Origin of the sequence: Falsiroseomonas sp., from assembly GCF_051859025.1 — a bacterium.
GTDB lineage: Bacteria > Pseudomonadota > Alphaproteobacteria > Acetobacterales > Acetobacteraceae > Falsiroseomonas.
In genome coordinates, this window is sequence record NZ_JBHYGL010000005.1 from 14,193 (window position 1) to 33,996 (window position 19,804).

General features: G+C 69.2%; 19 protein-coding genes and 1 other RNA gene. 13 read left to right on the top strand and 7 right to left on the bottom strand.

The window, feature by feature from the left end; translation table 11 throughout:
• Nucleotide 1: 1 nt before the first annotated feature.
• Nucleotides 2–400 carry a RidA family protein gene (locus tag ACTIE5_RS07695; RefSeq protein ID WP_439549111.1) on the bottom strand — a complete coding sequence of 133 codons (399 nt, stop codon included), beginning with the start codon at nucleotides 398–400 and terminating at the stop codon, nucleotides 2–4.
• Between the two features lie 335 nt (nucleotides 401–735).
• On the opposite strand from ACTIE5_RS07695, the gene ACTIE5_RS07700 reads away from it, so the two are divergent.
• Nucleotides 736–2,283, top strand: coding sequence for an ABC transporter substrate-binding protein (locus ACTIE5_RS07700; RefSeq protein WP_439549112.1), 1,548 nt, complete (start codon nucleotides 736–738; stop codon nucleotides 2,281–2,283).
• 156 nt (nucleotides 2,284–2,439) lie between these two features.
• Here the strand turns inward: ACTIE5_RS07700 and ACTIE5_RS07705 are convergent, their stop codons facing one another.
• Complete coding sequence (locus ACTIE5_RS07705) at nucleotides 2,440–2,694, bottom strand: DUF1272 domain-containing protein (protein WP_439549113.1); 255 nt, start codon at nucleotides 2,692–2,694, stop codon at nucleotides 2,440–2,442.
• A gap of 3 nt (nucleotides 2,695–2,697) precedes the next feature.
• On the bottom strand, nucleotides 2,698–4,299 hold the full coding sequence (locus ACTIE5_RS07710) for a fumarate hydratase (RefSeq protein ID WP_439549235.1): 1,602 nt from the start codon (nucleotides 4,297–4,299) through the stop codon (nucleotides 2,698–2,700).
• A 309-nt stretch (nucleotides 4,300–4,608) separates the two neighbouring features.
• Between ACTIE5_RS07710 and ACTIE5_RS07715 the strand changes: the two genes are divergently transcribed.
• On the top strand, nucleotides 4,609–5,247 hold the full coding sequence (locus tag ACTIE5_RS07715) for a hypothetical protein (protein WP_439549114.1): 639 nt from the start codon (nucleotides 4,609–4,611) through the stop codon (nucleotides 5,245–5,247).
• 34 nt (nucleotides 5,248–5,281) lie between these two features.
• Here ACTIE5_RS07715 and ACTIE5_RS07720 read toward each other — a convergent pair whose 3' ends face one another.
• Complete coding sequence (locus ACTIE5_RS07720) at nucleotides 5,282–5,794, bottom strand: SspB family protein (RefSeq protein WP_439549115.1); 513 nt, start codon at nucleotides 5,792–5,794, stop codon at nucleotides 5,282–5,284.
• Nucleotides 5,795–5,868: 74 nt separating this feature from the next.
• Nucleotides 5,869–6,196: a transfer-messenger RNA gene (gene ssrA / locus ACTIE5_RS07725) on the bottom strand.
• Between the two features lie 61 nt (nucleotides 6,197–6,257).
• On the opposite strand from ssrA, the gene thyX reads away from it, so the two are divergent.
• From thyX to ACTIE5_RS07745, 4 genes are read left to right on the top strand one after another with little or no spacing between them, the layout of a single operon-like run.
• A complete protein-coding gene (thyX, locus tag ACTIE5_RS07730) occupies nucleotides 6,258–7,196 on the top strand; it encodes an FAD-dependent thymidylate synthase (RefSeq protein WP_439549116.1) in 939 nt (312 codons plus the stop codon).
• Nucleotides 7,186–7,413 (top strand): hypothetical protein, encoded by a 228-nt coding sequence (locus ACTIE5_RS07735; protein ID WP_439549117.1) that lies wholly within the window; start codon nucleotides 7,186–7,188, stop codon nucleotides 7,411–7,413. Before thyX ends, ACTIE5_RS07735 begins: the two co-directional genes overlap by 11 nt.
• 45 nt (nucleotides 7,414–7,458) lie before the next feature.
• Nucleotides 7,459–8,055, top strand: coding sequence for an HD domain-containing protein (locus tag ACTIE5_RS07740; protein WP_439549118.1), 597 nt, complete (start codon nucleotides 7,459–7,461; stop codon nucleotides 8,053–8,055).
• On the top strand, nucleotides 8,052–8,945 hold the full coding sequence (locus ACTIE5_RS07745; RefSeq protein ID WP_439549119.1) for a ribokinase: 894 nt from the start codon (nucleotides 8,052–8,054) through the stop codon (nucleotides 8,943–8,945). The genes ACTIE5_RS07740 and ACTIE5_RS07745 overlap by 4 nt, the downstream gene beginning before the upstream one ends.
• An 18-nt stretch (nucleotides 8,946–8,963) precedes the next feature.
• On the opposite strand, the gene ACTIE5_RS07750 is transcribed toward ACTIE5_RS07745, so the two are convergent.
• A complete protein-coding gene (locus tag ACTIE5_RS07750) occupies nucleotides 8,964–10,097 on the bottom strand; it encodes an Mrp/NBP35 family ATP-binding protein (protein WP_439549120.1) in 1,134 nt (377 codons plus the stop codon).
• A 394-nt stretch (nucleotides 10,098–10,491) separates the two neighbouring features.
• Between ACTIE5_RS07750 and hflK the strand changes: the two genes are divergently transcribed.
• From hflK to ACTIE5_RS07765, 3 genes are all read left to right on the top strand, one after another.
• Complete coding sequence (hflK, locus tag ACTIE5_RS07755; protein WP_439549121.1) at nucleotides 10,492–11,586, top strand: FtsH protease activity modulator HflK; 1,095 nt, start codon at nucleotides 10,492–10,494, stop codon at nucleotides 11,584–11,586.
• Entirely contained in the window at nucleotides 11,583–12,482 is a 900-nt protein-coding gene (gene hflC, locus ACTIE5_RS07760) for a protease modulator HflC (protein ID WP_439549122.1), read from the top strand. The genes hflK and hflC overlap by 4 nt, the downstream gene beginning before the upstream one ends.
• Nucleotides 12,483–12,683: 201 nt before the next feature.
• Nucleotides 12,684–14,219: a DegQ family serine endoprotease gene (locus tag ACTIE5_RS07765; RefSeq protein WP_439549123.1), complete on the top strand. Its 1,536-nt coding sequence runs from the start codon at nucleotides 12,684–12,686 to the stop codon at nucleotides 14,217–14,219.
• Nucleotides 14,220–14,300: 81 nt separating this feature from the next.
• Here ACTIE5_RS07765 and serB read toward each other — a convergent pair whose 3' ends face one another.
• The gene (serB, locus tag ACTIE5_RS07770) at nucleotides 14,301–15,197 is read right to left on the bottom strand and encodes a phosphoserine phosphatase SerB (RefSeq protein WP_439549124.1); all 897 of its coding nucleotides are present in this window, start codon (nucleotides 15,195–15,197) and stop codon (nucleotides 14,301–14,303) included.
• A gap of 48 nt (nucleotides 15,198–15,245) precedes the next feature.
• On the opposite strand from serB, the gene miaA reads away from it, so the two are divergent.
• The 4 genes from miaA (at nucleotide 15,246) to ACTIE5_RS07790 (ending at nucleotide 19,791) form a co-directional block, all read left to right on the top strand.
• Nucleotides 15,246–16,235 carry a tRNA (adenosine(37)-N6)-dimethylallyltransferase MiaA gene (gene miaA / locus ACTIE5_RS07775; RefSeq protein ID WP_439549125.1) on the top strand — a complete coding sequence of 330 codons (990 nt, stop codon included), beginning with the start codon at nucleotides 15,246–15,248 and terminating at the stop codon, nucleotides 16,233–16,235.
• 65 nt (nucleotides 16,236–16,300) lie between these two features.
• The gene (locus tag ACTIE5_RS07780) at nucleotides 16,301–18,103 is read left to right on the top strand and encodes an acetolactate synthase 3 large subunit (RefSeq protein WP_439549126.1); all 1,803 of its coding nucleotides are present in this window, start codon (nucleotides 16,301–16,303) and stop codon (nucleotides 18,101–18,103) included.
• A gap of 73 nt (nucleotides 18,104–18,176) precedes the next feature.
• A complete protein-coding gene (gene ilvN, locus ACTIE5_RS07785; RefSeq protein ID WP_439549127.1) occupies nucleotides 18,177–18,701 on the top strand; it encodes an acetolactate synthase small subunit in 525 nt (174 codons plus the stop codon).
• A 55-nt stretch (nucleotides 18,702–18,756) separates the two neighbouring features.
• On the top strand, nucleotides 18,757–19,791 hold the full coding sequence (locus tag ACTIE5_RS07790) for a zinc-binding metallopeptidase family protein (protein ID WP_439549128.1): 1,035 nt from the start codon (nucleotides 18,757–18,759) through the stop codon (nucleotides 19,789–19,791).
• The last annotated feature ends 13 nt before the right edge of the window (nucleotides 19,792–19,804 follow it).

Below are 19,804 nucleotides of genomic sequence, written 5' to 3' on the forward strand. Positions count from 1 at the left end.
GCTACTTGTCCCCTTCGCGGCGCCGCAGACGGGCCGTGACTTCGATCTCGATCCGCATTTCCGGGGCCTGCAGCCCCGCCACGATCATCGTGGAGGCCGGGCGAACGCGGCCCAGCCACTTCTTCACCACGGGCCAGCAGGGCGGCCAATCCGCGCGGTCCGGCAGGATGAAATTGGCGCGGACGATGTCTTCGATCCGGCCATTGGCCTGTTTCAGCGCGGCCTCGATGTTCCGGAAGGCCTGGTCGCATTGCTCGATCACGCCGGGCTGGATCGTCATGGTCGCGTAGTCGAAGCCGGTGGTGCCGGAGACGAAGATCCAGTCGCCATCGATGACGGCGCGGGAATAGCCGATCTCTTCCTCGAATCGGCTCCCGGAGGAGAAGCGGAGGCGGGCCATGGGGCGGTGGGTTCCCGGGGGGATGCTGATGGCGGAAGCCATATCCCAGCGGGAGGCTGGCCGGAAGGGTGGCGTGGGCCAGGGGGGATCCTGGGGGTGTCCCGGCCCCCGCCGGGCGGCGCCGGGTCCTAAACTTTTTAGCCGATTTAGTGCTTTTAGTCGTTTTAGCACCGATTCCGGGGGGGGGGCTCGGCGGGGCATCGGACGTGGCAGGGGCCTAGCCGGTCCAGAACATACCCGAAACGCCGCCGCCGATACCAGCGGTTTCGCCGGCGCGTGGAGGGTGGCACTCTGGTCACGCCGGCGCGGCCGGTGGGCAAGGGGGATCGGACTGCATGGGTGTCGTTACAAGGCTGGCCTTCGGGCTTTCCCTCGCGCTGGCCCTGCCGGCGGTGCCGCCGGCTGCGGCGCAGACGCTGCGGATCGGCATGCAGGCGCCGCCCAGCACGCTGGACCCGCATTGGCTGCTGAACCTGGCCAATACCGGCGCGCTGCGGAACATCTATGAGACGCTGGTCATGCGCGATGACCAGATGGCGCTGCGACCCGGCCTGGCCGAATCCTGGCGGGTGGTGGACGACACGACCTGGGAGTTCAGGCTGCGCGCCGGCGTGAAGTTCCACGACGGCAGCCCGCTGACCTCGGAGGACATCGCCGCCAGCTTCCAGCGGGTGCCGAACGTGCCGGGCAACCCGAACCCCTATTCCATCTACCTCTCGGGCGTGACGGGGGTGGAGGTGGTGGATGCGCTGACCTTCCGCATCCGGACGAGCGGCCCCCTGCCGATCCTGCCGACCAATCTGACGCAGATCTTCATCGTGCCGAAATCGGTGGCGGGGCTCGGCAATCCTGAGTTCAACAGCGGCCAGGCGGCGATCGGGACCGGGCCCTTCAGGCTCGGCTCCTGGTCCACCAATGCGCCGCTGGTGCTGCGGCGGAACGAGGAATGGTGGGGCGGGCGGGTGCCGTGGGAACAGGCGGTGCTGACGCCCATTCCGAACGACCCGGCCCGCGTGGCGGCGCTGCTGGCGGGGGATGTGGACTTCATCAACAACGTGCCGCTGCAGGATGCGGGGCGGATCGGCGCCGACCGGCGCCTGGCGCTGTTCACCGCGCCCTCCATCTACGCCGTCAACATCTACCCGGATGTGGAACGCGCCAGCCCACCCGGCGTGGACGCCAATGGCCAGAACCCGATGCGGGACGTTCGCGTCCGCCGCGCCATGTCGCTCGCCCTGAATCGGGAGGGGATCGCGCGCCAGATCATGGAAGGCTACGCCGAGCCGACCGACCAGCCCGTGCCGCCCTTCGTCTTCGGCGCCATCCCGGACCGCGCCCTGCCGGCCGCCGACATCAACGCCGCCCGCGCCTTGCTGGCGGAGGCGGGCTGGGGGCAGGGCTTCGGGCTGAACCTGTTCTGCTCCCCCAACCGCACGCCGCGCATCTGCCAGGCGATCGCTTCCGCCTGGACGCGGATCGGCATCCGCACGACGGTGGAGGTGGTGCCGCAGGCGACCTTCCTGACGCGCCGCAACCGGCGGGAATACGGGGTCTTCGTGACCGTCTTCGGGTCCCTGACCGGGGAGACGTCCTACCTGCTGAGCTCCCAGATCCACACCAGCGGCACGGTGCCGGGGCTGGGGACGCTGAACTTCACGGGCTACGGCGTGGCCGCCGTGGATGCGGAGATCGCCCGCGCGCGCGCCACGCTGGACGATGCGGAGCGCAACCGCCTGCTGCGGGCGCTGGTGCAGCGAACGGTGGATGAGGCACTGATCATCGGCGTGGGGCTGGTGCATTCGGCGCATGCCGGGAGCGCCAATCTGGTGACGAAGGCGCGGGCGGATGAGGAGGTGCTGGCGGTGGAGATCAGGCCGCGGTGAGGCGCGGATTGCCGCAGGGGGAGCGCTGCTCCCCCCGCACCCCCCACGCCAGGGGCCTCGGGCCCCTGGACCGCGAGGTTTTCAACTGATGACGGTCCAGGGGCGGCTCGCCCCTGGCGGATGGGGTATGGGGAAGGCAGCGCCTTCCCCAATTCACTATAGCCCGCCCGTGCACGCCGGCAGCGTGCTGCGCTTGCGTACCGTGCCCGCTGGAAAGCGCTCCAGCTTCCCCGCCGGCCGGATCGGGCGGGGGACGAGGTTGCCCCCGCAATTCGGACAGAGGCCGCCGGGCAGGCGCGTGGCGGCGCAGTCCCGGCACCAGGTGCATTCGAAGGAGCAGATCAGCGCCCGGTCGGAATCCGGCGGCAGATCCGTGCCGCAGCATTCGCAGTTCGGGCGCAGCTCCAGCACGGGCTATTCCAGCCCTTCGTAGAAGTCGTTGCCCTTGTCATCGACGACGATGAACGCGGGGAAGTCCTCGACCTCGATCCGCCAGACCGCTTCCATGCCGAGCTCGGGGTATTCTAGCACTTCGACCTTGCGGATGCAGTCCTGGGCCAGCCGCGCCGCGGGGCCGCCGACGCTGCCGAGGTAGAAGCCGCCATAGCTCTTGCAGGCGTTGAGCACGGCCTTGGACCGGTTGCCCTTGGCCAGCATCACCAGCGAACCGCCGGCCTTCTGGAAGGCCTCGACATAGCTGTCCATGCGCCCGGCGGTGGTGGGGCCGAAGCTGCCGGTTGCCATGCCCGTCGGCGTCTTGGCGGGGCCGGCGTAATAGACGGGGTGGTTCTTGAGGTAGTCGGGCAGGCCCTCGCCGCGGTCGAGGCGTTCCTGCAGTTTCGCGTGCGCGATGTCGCGGGCGACCACCACCGTGCCGGTCAGCGACACGCGGGTCTTCACCGGGTGCTTCGAGAGTTCGGCACGGATCGCGCTCATCGGCTGGTTCAGGTCGATCTTGACCACGTCGCCGCCGAGGATGCTGTCCGTCGCCTCCGGCAGGTACTTCGCGGGGTCATGTTCCAGCTGTTCCAGGAACACCCCCTCCGGCGTGATCTTCGCCTTGATCTGTCGGTCGGCGGAGCAGGAGACGCCGATGCCGATGGGCAGCGACGCGCCGTGGCGGGGCAGGCGCACCACGCGGACATCGTGGCAGAAATACTTGCCGCCGAACTGCGCGCCGATGCCCAGGTTCTGGGTCAGCTTGTGGACCTCGGCCTCGAACGCCGTGTCGCGGAAGGCGTGGCCGGCCTTGGACCCCTCGGTCGGCAGCGCGTCCAGCCATTTGGTGGAGCCGAGCTTGACGGTCTTGAGGTTCATCTCGGCGCTGGTGCCGCCGATGACGATCGACAGGTGGTAGGGCGGGCAGGCGCTGGTGCCGAGCGTCTTGATCTTGTCTTCCAGGAACTTCAGCAGCTTCTCCCGCGACAGCACCGCGCGCGTCTGCTGGAACAGGAAGGTCTTGTTGGCCGATCCGCCGCCCTTGAGGATGAACATCAGGTGCATCTCATCGGCGTGGTGGTCGCCGGGCTGCGCCATGATGGAGAACTCGACCGGCAGATTGTTGCCGGTGTTGACCTCATCCCACATGGTCAGGGGTGCCATCTGGGAATAGCGGAGGTTGGTCTCGGTGTAGGTGCGGTGGACGCCGTAGCTCAGCGCCTCCTCCTCATCGCCCTCGACCCAGACGCGCTGGCCCTTCTTGCCGAATACGATGGCGGTGCCCGTGTCCTGGCACATGGGCAGCACGCCGCCGGCGGCGATGTTGGCGTTCTTCAGCAGGTCGAGCGCCACGAAGCGATCATTCGGGCTCGCCTCCGGGTCCTGCAGGATCTTCGCGAGCTGGGCCAGGTGGCCGGGGCGCAGCAGGTGGGAGACGTCCTTGCAGGCCTGGAAGGCGAGCTGTTCCAGCGCCTCCGGCTTCACCTTCAGGACGGTCTGGCCATCGCAGGTGGCGGTGGAGACGCCTTGTATGTCCAGCTTGCGCCAGGGCGTGGTGTCCTCGCCCAGGGGGAACATGGGGGAATAGCGGAAGCCCTCGGGCCGCGTCGGCGCGATCACGGGGCTGTCGATATCGAGCGGTGCGGTCACGGGCGGTCTCCGTGGGCGGCGCCCTAGGGATGGGCGCGCGACGTGATCCGCGGGTGGTAGCGCAGCGGGCGCCTGCCGCCAACGGTGGTGGTCGAGAGGGCGAATGCCTGGCGAGGTGCGGGTTTCTGTGGACATGCGGCAGAACCCGGACAGTCGCCCTGAGGACGACCGGGATGCTTCTCCCTGTTTCGTTTCCGATGTTTAATTATTGCGGTGTGGTGTGGGGAGGCTCAGGCGATGCCGAGGGCACTTTTGGCGGTGCTGGTCTGCGTGATGCTTGCGGGCTGCGCCAAGTCGTTCTCTGACAGTTGGGCTCAAACGACGAAAGATCAGACAGCATCGTCGTGGTGGAGTGCCAATGTCGGGACGAGCATGGGGGTCGGATTATTAGCAAATGCGGTTCCGGCGGCTCATCTTGTTGGGCTTCTGGCCGATACCTTGTACGTGTATTCGACCATTGATGAAATGATTTATGGAAATGGTGCCATCGTCGCGCGCGAACGTGCCTGCCCACGGCTCCTCGAGGAAGAGGACTACCTCCTGTTCTTTGCCTGGCGGGGCGAGCACCGTGCCCAGGTCGAGCTTACGTTGCGTGAAGTCTATGGCAGGAAAGACGACTTGGCCTCGTCGGTGCGGGGCGTGACTGCGCGACTGGGCCCAGCCGCGGTGATGGCTCTTGAGAAGAAGATCGAGCAGAAGGTCACCGCGAAGCTCGGCGCGAAATTCGCGGCCAAGATGATTGCGAAGGCGCTGGTAGGCTTTGTTCCCTTATTGGGGCCGCTTTCCGCCGTGGCAATCAACTACTGGATCCTGGATGGCATTCACGTCGACTCCATCGCGTATTTCGGTGCGAAGGCTCGTGTGGTCTGCGTGTGACGTTGCCATCGAGGTCAGGCTGAAAGCGTGGCGATCAATCCCGCGCCGGCCGGCGACGAAACGCGTCGAGGCTGACGACCTGGGCGGGCGCTTCCGGCGTCGCTGGGGCAGCCGGGGCGGCGGCGGGCGCCGGCACGGCTTCCGCGACCGGGGCCGCCGCGGCGTCCATTTGCGGCTGGAAGCGCAGGCCGTAGCGGACGGAGGGGTCGGCGAAGCCGGTCAGCGCGGCGAAGGGCACCACCAGCGTGGAGGCCACGCCGCCGAAATACAGGCGGACGGAGAAGAAGCCCGCGGCGCGATCGACGATCAGCGCCTCGAACTGATGCTGCAGCACCACCGTCATTTCCTGCGGGTACTTGGCCTTCAGGTGGCCAGGCACCCGGGTGCCCGGATGATCCGTGCGGAAGGTGATGTAGAAATGATGTTCCCCCGGCAGGCCCTGCGCGCCGGCGAGGTCGAGTGACCGCGCAACGACTTCGCGGAGCGCGTCGTCCGTCCAGCGTTCGTAGGGAATCTGGCCCTGGGCAGGGCGGGCGTCGTCGCTCATGGGTGCACCCCTTCGCATACAACCATAAGATGACGCCGCTGGTCGGGAAAGAGGCGCCGGCGATGATAGAGGAAAGTGGGGGGCTTCTGTTGCCCGGTGCCCCCCGAACCGCGCTTACCTGTTAGGCAGCGAGTGCGACAGCCTCACGGCTGTTATCGTTCGCACTTGAGGATTTAGCCCGATAACGGCGGTACAATGCCGGGCAAAAGCGATCCCTTTACTACGCGCGTCGAAGCTGTTTCGCCCCCATGGTTTCCACCCCGACCGAAGCCGGAGGAGAGGATGGTGGAGGCGCCGGGCACTGCCCCCGGGTCCGCAACGCTTATTCCGAACCGTGTTTATCGCCATAGTCGGCAAGCCGACGCGGCACATATAGGGCATCGCTGCGCCGGATGCGAGGGGTGCCTTTCGCCCCGCGTTCAGGCTATCTGGCGAGCCTTTTGACGGATGGGACTCGGGCCGCATGGCGCTGACAGCGGAACAGCAGCAGGAAATCGATGCCGCGCGCGCCGCGGAGGGCCGGACGCTGCGGCCGACGGTGCCGGCGCTGGAGGCGATGCTGTTCCACGCCGTGCCGGTGCTGGACCACGGCTTCGTCCGCGTCATCGACTACATGGGCGACGATGCCGCGATCGTGCAGGCGGCGCGCGTGTCCTATGGCCGCGGCACAAGGGCGGCGAATGAGGACAAGGGCCTGATCCGCTACCTCATGCGGCACAGGCACTCGACCCCTTTCGAGATGTGCGAGATCAAGTTCCATGTGAAGCTGCCGATCTTCGTGGCGCGGCAATGGATCCGTCATCGCACCGCGAATGTGAACGAATACAGCGCCCGCTACTCGATCCTGGACCGGGAATTCTACATCCCGGCGCCGGAACATTTGGCCGCGCAATCCGCGATGAACCGCCAGGGGCGGGGCGACGTGCTGCAGGGCGAGGAAGCCGCGCGGGTGCTGGAGCTGCTGCGGGAAGATGCGACCCGCAACTATGACCACTACATCGAGATGCTGAACGAGGATGAGGGCGGGCAGCCCGCCGATCCCGGGCGGCAGGGCCTGGCGCGCGAACTCGCGCGGATGAACCTGACGCTGAACGCCTACACGCAATGGTACTGGAAGACGGACCTCCATAACCTCTTCCACTTCCTGTCGCTGCGCGCCGATGCCCATGCGCAGTACGAGATCCGCGTCTATGCGGAGGCGATGATGACGATGGCGGAGGCCTGGGTGCCGATCGCGGCCGGCGCCTTCCGGGATTACCGCCTGGGCGCCGTCACGCTTTCCGCCCAGATGCTCGGCATCCTCCGCCGGATGCTGGCGGGGGAGGCGGTGGAGCAGGCGGGGTCGGGCCTGTCCAAGCGCGAATGGCGCGAGTTGATGGAGACATTGGGGCGTGGCGAGTAGCGCTGCCGCGAAGCGGGGCGCGAAGCCAGGGAGGAAGGCTGCCGGGCGTACCCCGCGCTTCGCCTGGCTGCATCGCTGGTGGAAGGTGGCGCTGCTGGTGGCGCTGGTGACCATCGGCCTGCCGGTGGCCCATGCGCTGTTCGGGGAGATCGTCGCGCTGCTGGGCGGGGCGGTGCTGTTCGGCTTCCTGCTCGGCCGCTGGACGGCGCCCCGGTAACGTAGGGCCCCGTTAACCTAGGGCCCCGGTGACAAGGAACGACCGATGACCCCCGACCGCACCGCGGCGCTGCTCGACTTCATGGCGCTGGCCGATCGCCTCAAGCATGTCGAACGCCGGGGGCGCACCCGGGGCCCCGATGGCACCGACCGGAACGAGAACAGCGCCGAGCATTGCTGGAATGTCGCCCTCGTTGCCGTGCTGCTGCATGGGGAGGTGGAGGACAAGCCGGACCTCGGCCATGTGCTGGCGATGATCGCGGCGCATGACCTGGTGGAGATCGAGGCCGGCGACACCTTCGCCTATGACGAGGCCCACCTGCTGACCCAGGCCGCGCGGGAGAAGGCGGCGGCGGATGTGGTCTTCGGCGTGCTGCCGCCCGACCTCGGCCAACGTCTGCGCGCGCTGTGGGAGGAGTTCGAGGAGGGCGAGACGAAGGAGGCCCGCTTCGCCATGGCCTGCGACCGCGCCCAGGGGATGATGCAGGGCGTGATCGGCACCGGGCATTGGCGCCATGCCGGCATCCGGGAGGAACAGACACTCGGCCGGATGAACCCGGCGCGGGAGGTCGCGCCGGCCTTCGAGGCGCTGATCGCGTTGCTCTATGACCGCGCACGCACGGGGGGAATGTTCGCGGCATGACCGTCATCGTCTTCGGCTCCGTCACCGCGGATCTGGTCTTCGCCCTGCCGGAACTGCCTCGCCCCGGGCACACGGTGCTGGGGCCGGGCTACCGGGCGCTGCCGGGCGGCAAGGGGGCCAACCAGGCGGTGGCGGCGGCGCGGGACGGGGCTCGGACGATTTTCGTCGGCGCCGTGGGCGCGGATGCGATGGCCGATATCGCGCTGGGGGGGCTGCGGGGCGCGGGGGTGGATCTCTCGCGCCTGGCGACCGTGCGCGCGCCGACGGCCTGCGCGGCGGTCTGTGTCGGCCCCGATGGCGGCAACCAGATCGCGGTGGGCAGCGGCGCCAATTTGCTGGCCAGCGCGCAGCAGATCGAGGACACGATGCTGCGCCCCGGCGCGGTCCTGCTGCTGCAGATGGAAGTGCCCCCGGCCGAGGTGGCGGTGGCCGTCATGCGGGCGCGGGCGCGCGGCGCGCGGGTGATCCTGAACCTGGCGCCGGCGGCGGCCGACCTGCCGCGGGACATCCTGGCGGCGCTCGACCTGCTGGTGGTGAATGAGCATGAGGCGATGATGGTCGCCCGCCGGCTGGGCACCGCGCCAGATGCTGCGGCGATCCGCGCGGCGCTCGGCACCGATGTGGCGCTGACCATGGGGGAATCGGGCGTGACGGCCGCGACCGCCGCGGGGCTGTTCCGCTACCCCGCCTTCCCGGTGAAGCCGGTGGATACCACGGGGGCGGGGGATTGCTGGTGCGGGGTGCTGGCCTCGGCACTCGATCGCGGCCTGCCGCTGGATGCGGCGATGCGGCGCGCCTCCGCCGCCGCCGCCATCGCCTGCACCCGCCCCGGCGCGGCGAGTGCCATGCCGACCGGGGCGGAGACGGACGCGCTGCTGGCGCGCCGCTGACCGTTCAGTCGATGACGATCAGTCGATGACGATCTTGGGCCCGGCGCCCGCGCGTTCGGCCAGCTTCTCCCGCAGCCTGGTCGCGATGCGCTGGTAGGCGGCGGCTTCCTCCGAATCGGGCCGGGCGGCGACGATCGGGGTGCCGGCATCGGCCAGTTCGCGGATGGCGAGCTTCAGCGGCAATTCACCGAGGAACTCCACGCCGAGTCGCGTCGCCTCCGCCTTCGCGCCGCCATGGCCGAAGATGTCGGTGCGGTGGCCGCAAGACGGGCAGCAGAAGAAGCTCATATTCTCGATCAGGCCGAGGACGGGGACGTTCACCTTCTCGAACATCCGGACGCCGCGGCGGGCATCGATCAGCGCCACGTCCTGGGGGGTGGAGACGATGACGGCGCCGGCGAGGGGGACGCGCTGGCTCATCGTCAGCTGCGCGTCGCCGGTGCCGGGGGGCATGTCCACCACCATGACGTCGAGCGCACCCCATTCGACCTGGCCCATCAGCTGTTCCAGCGCGCCCATCACCATGGGTCCGCGCCAGATCATCGGCGTCTCCTGCTCCACCAGGAAGCCGATGGACATGGCCTTCAGCCCCCAGCGACTGAGCGGGATGATGCGGCTGCCCTCCGCCCGGGGGCGTTCATGGGTGCCGAGCATCTGGGGCAGGGAGGGGCCGTAGATGTCGGCGTCCAGCAGCCCGACCTTGAGGCCCTGCATGGCCAGCGCGACGGCCAGATTGACCGCGGTGGTGGATTTGCCGACGCCGCCCTTGCCGGAGGCCACCGCGATGATGGCGCCGACATCGGGCAGCAGCATGGGGCCCTGGCCGGCGGGTGCCTTGGCGGCGGGACCATGGGCGTGGGTCCCGTGGGCGTGAGGTTGCGCGGCCGGCTTCGCCGGTTCCGCCCGATGGGCCGTCAGCACCACGGTGGCGGACAGCACGCCGGGCACGGCGGCGGCGGCGCGTTCGGCGGCGGCGCGCAGCGGCTCACTCTCCCGTGCCCGGTCGCGGGGCACCTGGATGGCGAATTGGACCATGCCCGATTTGACCGCGAGACCATCCACCATGCCGGCGCTGACCACGTCCTGGCCGGTCACGGGGTCGCGCACCGATCGCAGTGCGGTGCGCACCGCCTGTTCCAGCATCTCGCCCATCGCTTGAAAAACCCCCTGTTCCATCCGATATCGCGCCGGCCAAGTCGGCCCCGTTGTGCGGTTTACCGCGTAACGGATGCCCGTGCAGGTTGGCCCGGCGTCTATAAGACCGGGTCGACCTGAACCGGCGCGGCCCCCATATGGCCCCCATATGGACCGACGACGCGACCGCTGCACCCCTCCCTTGCCGGGAAGGGACGTGGCACATGTCTTGCCCGTACTGGAGGAGGCCTAAACCCCGATGGCGTGGAACAACAGCGGCGGACCCAGCCCCTGGGGAAATCCCAGGCCGGGCGGGCCATGGGGGGCGCCGCAGCCGCCTTCGGGCGGGGGCCAGGGCGGCGGCGGTGGCGGCGGTGGCCGCGGCGGCGGCGGCGGGCCTGACCTGGATGACGTGATTCGCCAGGCGCAGGATGCCGTGCGCCGCTACCTGCCGCGCGGCGGCGGGGGCATGGGGCTCGCGCTGATCGGCGTGGTGCTGGTGGGCATCTGGGGGGCCTCCGGCTTCTACCGGGTGCAGCCGGACGAGCAGGGCGTGGTGATGCGCTTCGGCGCCTTCAACCGCACCACCCCGCCGGGCTGGGGCTATGCGATTCCATGGCCGGTGGAGACCGTGACCAAGCCCCGCGTCACGCGCATCAACCGCGTCGATGTCGGCTTCCGCGCCCCCGCCGATGCGGGCCAGGCGGCGCGCGTGGTCCCCTCGCGCGACGTGCTCGAAGAAAGCCTGATGCTGACGGGCGACGAGAACATCATCGACATCGATTTCGCCGTCTTCTGGCAGATCCGCGATGTCGCCGAGTTCCTGTTCAACACCCGCAACACGGAAGCCACGGTGAAGTCCGCGGCCGAGAGCGTGATGCGTGAGGTGATCGGCCGCACGCCGATCCAGCCCGCCCTGACCGAGGCGCGCGCCCAGATCGAGCAGGAGGTCCGCCGCGGCACCCAGGCCATCATGGACCAGTACCGCGCGGGCATCGAAGTGACGCAGGTGCAGTTGCAGAAGGTTGACCCGCCGGCGACGGTGGTCGATGCCTTCCGCGACGTGCAGCGCGCCAATGCGGACCGCGAACGCGCCCGCAACGAGGCCGAGAGCTACCGCAACGACATCATCCCCCGCGCCCGAGGCGAGGCCGAGCGCCTGGTGCAGGAGGCCGAGGGCTTCCGCGAAAGCCAGATCGCCCGCGCACGAGGCGAGGCAGGTCGCTTCATCTCGGTCCTGACCGCCTACCAGGCGGCGCAGGACGTGACGGTTCGCCGCATGTACCTGGAGACGATGGAGGAAATCCTCCGCCGCAATCCGAAGGTCATCGTGGATGACCGGCTGCAGGGCGTCGTGCCGCTACTGAACCTGGGCGACCAGGGCCGTGGCGTGGCGGGTGCCGTGCCGCAGGTGATGCGCCAGCAGGCCGCGCCCCAGCAGCCCCAGCCCCAGCCGGCGCCCGGCCAGGGCTTCGGCAACAACCGTCCGGCCGGAGTGCCCCGATGAACCGCGCCCTTATCCTGGCGGTCATCGCCGCCATCGGCCTGGTGGTGGCTTCCTCCACCCTGTTCACGGTGCATCAGACGCAGCAGGTGCTGATCACCCGGCTCGGCGAGCCGGTGCGCGTGATCCGCGAACCCGGGCTGCAGATGAAGCTGCCCATCGTGGACAACGTCATCACCTTCGACCGCCGCCTGCTGGACTACGACGCGCAGGGCGAAGAAGTCATCCTTGGCGACCAGCGCCGCCTGATCGTGGACAGCTTCACCCGCTACCGCGTGGTCGATCCGCTGCTGTTCTTCCAGACCGCAGGCGCGGCGGAAGCCGGCATCCGGGCACGGCTGAACTCCATCGTCACCTCCGCGCTGCGCCGCGTGCTGGGCAACGAGCCCCTGCTGAGCGTGCTGTCCACGGACCGCACCCGCATCATGGGTGAGATCCGGCGCCAGGTGAACGAGGAAGCCCGCCGCTTCGGGATCGAGGTGACGGATGTGCGCATCCGCCGCGCCGACCTGCCGGAGGAGAACACGCAGGCCATCCTCAACCGGATGCAGTCCGAGCGTGAGCGCGTGGCCCGCGAGGCCCGCGCCGAGGGTGCGGAGGTGGCGGTGCGCGTGCGCGCCGGCGCCGACCGCGAACGCACGGTGCTGCTGGCCGAGGGCCAGGCGAGCGCCGACATCCTGCGCGGCCAGGGCGAGCAGGAGGCGATCCGCATCTTCGCCGATGCCTTCCAGCGCGATCCCCAGTTCTTCCAGTTCTGGCGGACCATGCAGGCCTACCGGGAGGCGTTCAGCGAGGGCGAGACGAGGCTGCTGCTTTCCCCGGACAGCGAGTTCTTCCGCTTCTTCCGGGAGAGCATGCCTTCGGTCGGCGCGCCGCTGACGCCGCAGACCCCGCGGTGACGGGGCGGGGGGCCATGGCGGCCCCCCATCCCACCCCCGCCACGGCGGGGGTGGCCGATGCCGAGACACTTCGTGTTGATGGCCGGCCTTCCGATCCCGGCATGGCATGCCAATGTTGCGGTGCAGGGCGCCCGCGCCCAATCTGCCGTATCGGGCGTCCGCGCCCACCCTGTCGGTCCGATCTGAGAAAAGGTGCCGCCCGTGCGCTTTGCCCCCCTTCTGATGGCCGCGGCCATCGCCGCACCCTTCGCGGCGCTGTCACCCGCCCCGGCCCATGCCCAGATTCCACCGCCAGGGGCGCCTTCATCCTTCGCCCCCCTGGCGCAGCGGCTGCTGCCGGCGGTGGTCAACATCCAGACCACCCAGGCCGCGGGTTCCCCCGGCCGCGCGCAGCGGCCGGATGCACCGGATACGCCCCAGGCGCCCCCCGGCAGCCCCTTCGAGGAATTCTTCCGCGACTTCCTGGAGCGGAACCGCCCGCCCGGCCAGCAGGGCCGGCCCAACCAGCCGCAGCAGCAGCAGCCCCAGCGGCGCGCCCAGTCGCTGGGATCCGGCTTCATCATCGATCCCTCGGGCATCGTGGTGACGAACAATCACGTCATCGACGGCGCCGATGAGATCAACGTCGTTCTGCAGGACAACACGACGCTGCGCGCCGAGCTGGTCGGCACCGACCCGCGGACCGATGTCGCCGTGCTGCGCGTGCGCCCGGAACGGCCGCTGCCTTCGGTGTCCTTCGGGGACAGCGACACGGCGCTGGTCGGCGACTGGGTGCTGGCGATCGGCAATCCCTTCGGCCTCGGCGGGTCCGTGACGGCGGGCATCGTCTCCGCCCGCGGCCGTGACATCCGCCAGGGGCTCTATGACGACTTCATCCAGACGGATGCCGCCATCAACCGCGGCAATTCCGGCGGCCCGCTTTTCAACCTGGCGGGGGAGGTGATCGGCATCAACACGGCGATCTATTCGCCCTCCGGCGGGTCGATCGGCATCGGCTTCTCCATCCCGTCCAACCTGGCGCGGAACATCGCGAACCAGCTGCGGGAACAGGGGCGGGTGCGGCGCGGCTGGCTGGGCGTGAACATCCAGCAGGTGACGGATGAGATCGCGGAAAGCCTCGGCATCCGCGGCGGCGCGCGGGGCGCGCTGGTGGCCCGTGCCCAGGAAGGCGGCCCGGCCGCGGCCGGCGGCATCCAGGCCGGCGACGTGATCCTGCGCTTCAATGGGACCGAGGTGCGGGAGATGCGCAACCTGCCGCGCATCGTGGCCGATACCAATGTCGGCAATTCCGTGCCGGTGGTGGTGTGGCGCGACGGGGCGGAGCGCACTGTGACCGTCACGGTGGCCGAATTGCCGTCCGAGGCGCAGCAGGCGGCGGCGACCCCGGCGCCGGCGGCGCGGCCGCAGACGCTGGAGCTTTCGGGCCTCGGCCTGCGGGTCGGCCCGATCACGCCGGAGGCGCGGGAGCGTTTCAGCCTGCGGGCGGAGAGCCGGGGCGTGGTGATCACCGAGGTCTCGCCCGGCAGCACGGCGGCGGAGCGTGAACTGCGGCCTGGCGATGTGATCGTCGAGGTGCAGCAGGAGCGGGTGAACACGCCGCAGGAGGTGCAGGAGCGGCTGGAGCGCCTGCGCCGCCAGAACCGGGCGACGGCGCTGCTGCTGATCGAGGGCCCCCAGGGCCAGCGCTGGGTTCCCTTGCGCCTGACGCCGGCGCGCCCCCCCGGCGCCCCGGGCTGACCTTCTACTGATGACGGTCCAGGGGCGGTTCGCCCCTGGCGGATGGGGTAAGGGGAGGGCAGCGCCCTCCCCTTATTCGTTTCAGGCGCCGCCGACGAATTCCGCGCGCCGATACCCCTGCATGTAGAGCAGCGCCAGCAGGTCGGTATGGTCCACCCGCGCCCGCGCCGACGCCGCCACGACGGGCTTTGCGCGATAGGCGACGCCCAGCCCCGCGGCCTGGATCATATCGAGGTCATTCGCCCCATCCCCCACGGCGAGCGTCGCCGCCAGGGCCAGGCCGTTGTCGGTGGCGAGCTGCTTGAGGGTGGAGAGCTTCGCGTTGCGGTCGAAGACGGGCTCCACGACCTTCCCCGTCAGCTTGCCGTCCTCGATCAGCAGCACGTTCGAGACGTGGTGGTGGAAGCCGAGCTTTGCCGCCACGCGGCCGGTAAAGAAGGTGAAGCCGCCGGAGGCCAGGCAGCAAATGGCCCCGTTGGCGCGCATGGTGGCGACGAGTTCGGCGGCGCCGGGCATCATCGCCGTCTCGGCCCAGGTGGCTTCCAGCGCCGAGACATCGAGGCCGGCGAGCATGCCGACGCGTTCCACCAGCGCCTGGTGGAAATCGAGTTCGCCGTTCATGGAGCGGCGGGTGATCTCCGCGATCTTCTCCTTCAGCCCGGCATAGGCGGCGATCTCGTCCAGCGTTTCGCTGGTGACGATGGTGCTGTCCATGTCGGCGACGAGGAGCCGCTTGCGGCGGCCCTCCGCGGGGGTGGCGATGGCGTCGACGGGTGCGCCGGCCAGCACCGCGCGCGCGGCGGCGGCGGCCTGTTCGGCGGCGGCATCCGCGAAGGGGATGTCCACGGCCTCGCGCTCCGCCAGCCAATCTGGCGTGCCGGGGGCGGCGCCGAGCGCATCGAGCGCGCCGCGGACCTTGGAAACCAGGGCGGGATCGAGAGCGCCGGGGGCGGCGATCAGGGTCAGGATATGGGGCATGCGGGGCGCCCCATGCCATTGGCGCCCGGGCTGTGCAACATCAGCGGTATGACAACGCAATCCCTGCCTGCTGCCCTCATCGTCGCCGGCCCCACCGCGAGCGGCAAGACCGCGCTGGCGCTGGGCCTGGCGCAGCGCCTCCGCGGCACCGTCATCAACGCCGATTCGATGCAGGTCTACCGTGAGCTTCGCGTGCTGACGGCGCGCCCGACGGCGGAGGAGGAAGCGGTGGTGCCGCATGCCCTTTACGGTGTGCGGCCAGCGGCGGAGGCCGGGACCGTCGCCTGGTGGCGCGGGCAAGCGCTGGCGGCGATGGAGGAAGCGCGGGCGGCAGGGCGGGTGCCGATCCTCTGCGGGGGGACGGGCCTGTACTTCCTGTCGCTGACCGAAGGGCTGGCGGAGGTCCCGGCGGTGCCGGCGGAGGCGCGGGCGGAGGCGCGACGACTTCTGGAGGCGGAGGGCCCGGCGGCACTGCATGCCAGGCTGGCGGCGCTGGACCCGGAGACGGCGGCGGCGCTGCGGCCTTCCGACAGCCAGCGCCTGTCCCGGGCCTATGAGGTGGTGACGGGGACGGGGCGCGGGCTGCGCTCCTGGCAGCGGGAGGGGGGGGCGACCCCGGCGCCCTGGCGGTTCGCGTCGATCATGCTGGACCCGCCGCGGCCAGCGCTGCGGGATGCGATCCGGCGGCGCTGGCAGGCGATGCTGCGCGCGGGCGCGGTGGAGGAGGTGCGGGCGCTGGGCGCGCAGGGCCTCGACCCCGCGCTGCCGGCGATGCGGGCGCATGGGGTGCCGGAACTGCTGGCGCATCTGGCGGGGCGGATGTCGCTGGACGCGGCGTCCACGCGGGCGATCCTCAATACGGGGCAATACACCAAGCGGCAGGCGACCTGGTTCCGGCACCATGCGCTGGCGCCCCCGGCGCATGCGCATAGCATCCATGCGCGATGCGAGGGTCTTGAGCAACTTTCGGAATGTGAACTGGCAAAAATTATCGCTTTTGTTGATCGGCGCGTTGACGGAGGTGAATCGGGGGGGTAGATGACCGCGACCGGCGGGGCGCAGCCATGCCGGTGCCCCGAAGACACAGGAAAGCCGAGCACCCCATGTCCGCCACCATCCAGCACGCCGACGCAACGCCCCTGACGATGTCGGGTGCGGAGGTCGTCCTCCGCGCGCTGAAGGATCAGGGCGTCGAGGTCATCTTCGGCTATCCCGGCGGCGCCGTCCTGCCGATCTACGACGCGATCTTCCAGCAGAACGCCATCCGCCACATCCTGGTGCGGCACGAACAGGCCGCGGTGCATGCGGCGGAAGGCTATGCGCGGTCCACGGGGAAGGTGGGCTGCGTGCTCGTCACCTCCGGCCCCGGCGCCACCAATGCGGTGACGGGCCTGCTGGACGCGCTGATGGACAGCATCCCGCTGGTCTGCCTGACGGGCCAGGTGCCGACGCACCTGATCGGCAACGACGCCTTCCAGGAAGCCGACACCACCGGCATCACGCGGCCGGCCACCAAGCACAATTACCTGGTGAAGCGGTCCGAAGACCTGGCGCGGGTGGTGCATGAGGCCTTCCACGTGGCGCGCAGCGGCCGCCCGGGGCCGGTCGTCATCGACCTGCCGAAGGACATCCTCATCAACAAGGCGCCCTATGCCGAGGCGCCGCCCGCCAGCCAGCCGCACCGGTCCTACCGCCCGCAGGCGGAGCCCGATATGGGCCAGATCCGCAAGGCGGTGGCGCTGCTGAAGGCGTCGAAGAAGCCGGTGGTCTATGCCGGCGGCGGCGTGATCAATGCGGGGCCGGAAGCGTCCCGCCTGCTGACCGAATTCGTGCATATGACGGGCTTCCCCTGCACGAACACGCTGATGGGCCTTGGCGCCTTCCCGTCGCAGGACAAGCAGTTCATCGGCATGCTGGGCATGCACGGGACCTACGAGGCGAACCTCGTGATGCATGGCTGCGACGTCATGCTGAACATGGGTGCGCGCTTCGATGACCGGGTGACGGGGAAGCTGTCCCACTTCTCCCCGGGTTCGAAGAAGATCCACGCGGATATCGATCCTTCCTCCATCAACAAGAACGTCAAGGTGGACGTGCCGATCGTCGGCGATGCGGGGCGCATCCTGGCGGCGATGATCCAGGCCTGGAAGGAAGACACGACCGTCCAGGACCGGGAGGCGCTGGCAACCTGGTGGCGCCAGATCGAGGAATGGCGCGCGAAGGACTGCCTGCGCTACGTGCAGCAGGGCAAGATCATCAAGCCGCAGCATGCGGTGAAGCGGCTGTACGAGATCACGCAGGAATCGGGGCGTGAGACCTACATCACGACCGAGGTTGGACAGCACCAGATGTGGGCCGCGCAGTATTTCGGCTTCGAGAAGCCGAACCGCTGGATGACCTCCGGCGGGCTCGGCACCATGGGCTACGGCCTGCCGGCGGCAATGGGCGTGCAGATCGCGCATCCCGACGCGCTGGTCATCGACATCGCCGGCGAGGCCTCGATCCTGATGAACATCCAGGAGATGGCGACGCTGGCGCAGTACCGGCTGCCGGTGAAGGTGTTCATCCTCAACAACGAATACATGGGGATGGTGCGCCAGTGGCAGGAACTGCTGCATGGCGGCCGGTATTCGGAGAGCTATTCGGCTGCGCTGCCGGACTTCGTGAAGCTGGCCGAGAGCTTCCATGGTGTGGGCCTGCGCGCGACGAATGCGGACCAGCTGGATGACGTGATCCGGGAGATGCTGGCGACGGATCGGCCCGTGATCGCGGACATCGCGGTGGCGAAGGACGAGAACTGCTTCCCGATGATCCCCTCGGGCGCCGCGCATAACGAGATGATCCTCGGCCCGGGGCAGGAAGGTGGCGTCGCCGGCGTGACGGATGAGGGCAAGGTCCTCGTCTGAGCCTTCGTCGCGCCGCCGCCGCGGGGCGCCTGGTGCGCCCCGCCTTTCCATCTCCTGACCAAGATCGAATCCCATGCCCGACATCAACGGAACCGCCATGCGCGCCGCCACCATTGCGGTGCTGGTCGAGAACGAGGCCGGCGTGCTGGCCCGCGTCATCGGCCTGTTCTCCGGCCGCGGCTACAACATCGACAGCCTGACGGTCGCGCCCGTGGACGCCGAGGGCCGGCTGTCCCGCATCACCGTCGTGACCTCCGGCACCGAGATGGTGATCGAGCAGATCAAGGCGCAGCTCGACCGCCTGGTGCCGGTGCACAAGGTGAGCGACCTGACGATGGAGGGTCCGCACCTCGTTCGCGAACTCGCCCTCATCAAGGTGGTGGGGACGGGGGATCACCGGGTGGAGGCGCTGCGGCTGGCGGATGCCTTCCGGGCGCGCGTCGTGGACGCGACGACGGAGAGCTTCGTCTTCGAGATGACGGGCAACGCCGACAAGATCGACGCCTTCTGCGCGTTGATGCGGCCGATCGGGCTGAAGGAGATCTCCCGCACCGGCGCCGTCGCGATCGCGCGCGGCACGTCGGCACTGATGGGCTGAAACCTTGCTGGGCCTCTCGCCGTTCGCTGTGCGAACCGACCGCGGAGCCCGAGCCATGCGCCTTTTCAGCTGCCAGAAGTGCGGAAACCTGCTGCATTTCGAGAACACCTCCTGCGAGCAGTGCGGATCGGCGCTGGGGTTCCTGCCCCGGCACGGCCTTCTGTCCGCCTTCGAGGCCGATGGCGTCACCGCCCTGCTGGACCGTCTGGAATGGAAGCCCTGCGCCAATGCGGCGCAGGAGGCGTGCAATTGGCGCCTCGCGGCGGATGACACGGAGAGCTACTGCCCGTCCTGCCGCCACAATGATGTGGTGCCGGATCTGACGGTGGCGGAGAATTTGCCGCTGTGGCGCAAGCTGGAGGCGGCAAAGCGCCGGCTGCTCTACACGCTGGATCGGCTGGGTCTGCCCTACCAGACCTCCGAGCTGCGGTTCTCCTTCCTCGCGGATGTCGATGGGCAGCCGGCGATGACGGGGCATGACGAGGGGCACATCACCATCGCGCTGCGGGAAGCCGATGATGCGGAACGGGAGAAGCGCCGCGGGCTGATGAACGAGCCGTACCGCACGCTGCTCGGCCATATGCGCCACGAGGTCGGGCACTGGTACTTCATCGTGCTGGTGGAACGCGCCGGGCGCACCGCGGAATTCCGCGAGTTGTTCGGCGATGAGAGCCTGGACTACGGGGCGGCGCTGCAGGCGCATTACGCGCGCGGTGCCAATGATGATTGGCGGGGTGACTACATCTCCGCCTATGCGGCCGCGCATGCGCATGAGGATTGGGCCGAATGCTTCGCCCATTACCTGCACATGGTGGACAGCCTGGAGACGGCGTCGAGCGTGGGCCTTCGAATCCGCCCTCTGCTTGACCGGGAAGGCGTGCTGGAGGCGGAGATGGATTTCAATCCCTACCGCGTTGGCATGGACGACATCCTCGCGGCATGGACGCCGCTGACGGTGGCGATGAACGAGATCAACCGCAGCATGGGGACGCCGGACCTATACCCGTTCGTCCTGTCTGCCCCCGTGGCGCGGAAGCTTGGGTTCATCCATGAATTGGTGCATCACAGACCCGAGACCCGGGTTAGCTAGAAGGACAGCCTGA

Coding starts and splice junctions, on each gene's coding strand:
- ACTIE5_RS07695 (WP_439549111.1), bottom strand. CDS start 400: ATGGCCCGCCTCCGCTTCTCCTCCGGGAGCCGATTCGAGGAAGAGATC.
- ACTIE5_RS07700 (WP_439549112.1), top strand. CDS start 736: ATGGGTGTCGTTACAAGGCTGGCCTTCGGGCTTTCCCTCGCGCTGGCC.
- ACTIE5_RS07710 (WP_439549235.1), bottom strand. CDS start 4,299: ATGTTCCCCCTGGGCGAGGACACCACGCCCTGGCGCAAGCTGGACATA.
- ACTIE5_RS07715 (WP_439549114.1), top strand. CDS start 4,609: ATGCCGAGGGCACTTTTGGCGGTGCTGGTCTGCGTGATGCTTGCGGGC.
- ACTIE5_RS07720 (WP_439549115.1), bottom strand. CDS start 5,794: ATGAGCGACGACGCCCGCCCTGCCCAGGGCCAGATTCCCTACGAACGC.
- thyX (WP_439549116.1), top strand. CDS start 6,258: ATGGCGCTGACAGCGGAACAGCAGCAGGAAATCGATGCCGCGCGCGCC.
- ACTIE5_RS07740 (WP_439549118.1), top strand. CDS start 7,459: ATGACCCCCGACCGCACCGCGGCGCTGCTCGACTTCATGGCGCTGGCC.
- ACTIE5_RS07745 (WP_439549119.1), top strand. CDS start 8,052: ATGACCGTCATCGTCTTCGGCTCCGTCACCGCGGATCTGGTCTTCGCC.
- ACTIE5_RS07750 (WP_439549120.1), bottom strand. CDS start 10,097: ATGGGCGAGATGCTGGAACAGGCGGTGCGCACCGCACTGCGATCGGTG.
- hflC (WP_439549122.1), top strand. CDS start 11,583: ATGAACCGCGCCCTTATCCTGGCGGTCATCGCCGCCATCGGCCTGGTG.
- serB (WP_439549124.1), bottom strand. CDS start 15,197: ATGCCCCATATCCTGACCCTGATCGCCGCCCCCGGCGCTCTCGATCCC.
- miaA (WP_439549125.1), top strand. CDS start 15,246: ATGACAACGCAATCCCTGCCTGCTGCCCTCATCGTCGCCGGCCCCACC.
- ACTIE5_RS07780 (WP_439549126.1), top strand. CDS start 16,301: ATGTCCGCCACCATCCAGCACGCCGACGCAACGCCCCTGACGATGTCG.
- ilvN (WP_439549127.1), top strand. CDS start 18,177: ATGCCCGACATCAACGGAACCGCCATGCGCGCCGCCACCATTGCGGTG.
- ACTIE5_RS07790 (WP_439549128.1), top strand. CDS start 18,757: ATGCGCCTTTTCAGCTGCCAGAAGTGCGGAAACCTGCTGCATTTCGAG.